We start from the raw sequence: 1,193 nt of genomic DNA on the forward strand, positions 1-1,193 counted from the left end.
GGCCGGGGGCGGGCGGATGGGGCTGCCGGCCCTGCGCCTGTCCGGAGACGTCGCAGGCTGGCGGCGGAATCAGTGCTTGGGCGTGTAGCGGCCCTTGGACTGGCTGAGGAAATGATACGTGTTGTTCTTCGAATCCACTTCGAAGCCGACGCCGGACTGTTCCATGCCCGGGCGGGTCATGGTCACCAGGGCGTCGGTGCGGGCGCGGTTTTCCTTCGGGAACACGTCCAGATGATCGGTGCGGAAGGTGGTCGGCACCGTGCCCGGGCCGGCCGGGCTGTCGCCGGCAACATTGCCGCGCAGCTTCATCTCGTCGCCCTTGGCACTGAGCCAGCCGGTCTCGGCACGCAGGGTCCAGTGCTTGCCATCCTTGTCCGGCATCTCGAACAGCGGCGTGGCGATGTTGATGGTCTGGTCACCGCGCTGGCGCTCCAGCAGCGGCGCACGCAGGGTAGTCGATTCCTTGCCGTGCTCATCCAGGGCGACGATCTGGAAGTCATGCAGGATGTAATCCACGCCGACTTCCTGGCCGCCACTGGCCGGGCCCTTGTCACGGTTGCGCAGCGCCGCCCAACTGCTCAGCAGGGCGGCCAGCAGCAGGCCGATGCCGAGCACGGTGCGCCAGTTCAGGGTGGGCAGGTTCATGCGCCGAACCTCGCCAGCACGGCGTCCACGTGGCCCTGGGCGGCCAGCAGGATGTCGCACAGTTCACGTGCGGCGCCCAGCCCGCCCTCGGCACGGGTCTGCCAGTGCACGCGCTCGGCGATCCACGGATGGGCGTTGGCCGGGGCCACCGCCAGGCCGACCGCACCCAGTGGCGCCAGATCGGGCAGGTCATCGCCCATGAACGCCACCTGTTCCAGGCCGATGCCGTGCTGCGCGCACAACGCCTGCACGCTGGCCAGCTTGTCGCCCACGGCGATCTGGGTGTCGATGCCGAGGTCGGCGCCGCGCTTGAGCGCGGACTGGCTGTTGCGCGCGGTGATCAGCACGGGGTGGATACCGTGCTGCTGCAGCAGTTTCAGGCCCAGGCCATCCTGCACGAAGTACGCCTTGCTCTCGTTGCCGTCCTTGTCGTAGTACAGCCGACCGTCGGTGAGGGTGCCGTCCACGTCGAAGCAGGCCAGGCGGATACGGGCCGCGGCGGCATGCAGGTGGGCGGGGAAGGCGGGCAGGGGGGACCAGGGCATCAG

Annotated in this window: 2 protein-coding genes; both read right to left on the minus strand. The window is 69.1% G+C overall.

Annotated elements, in window-relative coordinates; translation table 11 throughout:
- Positions 1 to 69: 69 nt before the first annotated feature.
- The gene (gene lptC / locus G5A07_RS21120) at positions 70 to 645 is read right to left on the minus strand and encodes an LPS export ABC transporter periplasmic protein LptC (protein WP_010483644.1); all 576 of its coding nucleotides are present in this window, start codon (positions 643 to 645) and stop codon (positions 70 to 72) included.
- A complete protein-coding gene (locus tag G5A07_RS21125) occupies positions 642 to 1,190 on the minus strand; it encodes an HAD hydrolase family protein (RefSeq protein ID WP_010483642.1) in 549 nt (182 codons plus the stop codon). Before G5A07_RS21125 ends, lptC begins: the two co-directional genes overlap by 4 nt.
- Between the last annotated feature and the right edge of the window lie 3 nt (positions 1,191 to 1,193).

It is taken from the genome of Stenotrophomonas sp. AS012628 (assembly GCF_010608305.1).
GTDB lineage: Bacteria > Pseudomonadota > Gammaproteobacteria > Xanthomonadales > Xanthomonadaceae > Stenotrophomonas > Stenotrophomonas geniculata.

Coding starts and splice junctions, on each gene's coding strand:
- lptC (WP_010483644.1), bottom strand. CDS start 645: ATGAACCTGCCCACCCTGAACTGGCGCACCGTGCTCGGCATCGGCCTG.
- G5A07_RS21125 (WP_010483642.1), bottom strand. CDS start 1,190: ATGCCCTGGTCCCCCCTGCCCGCCTTCCCCGCCCACCTGCATGCCGCC.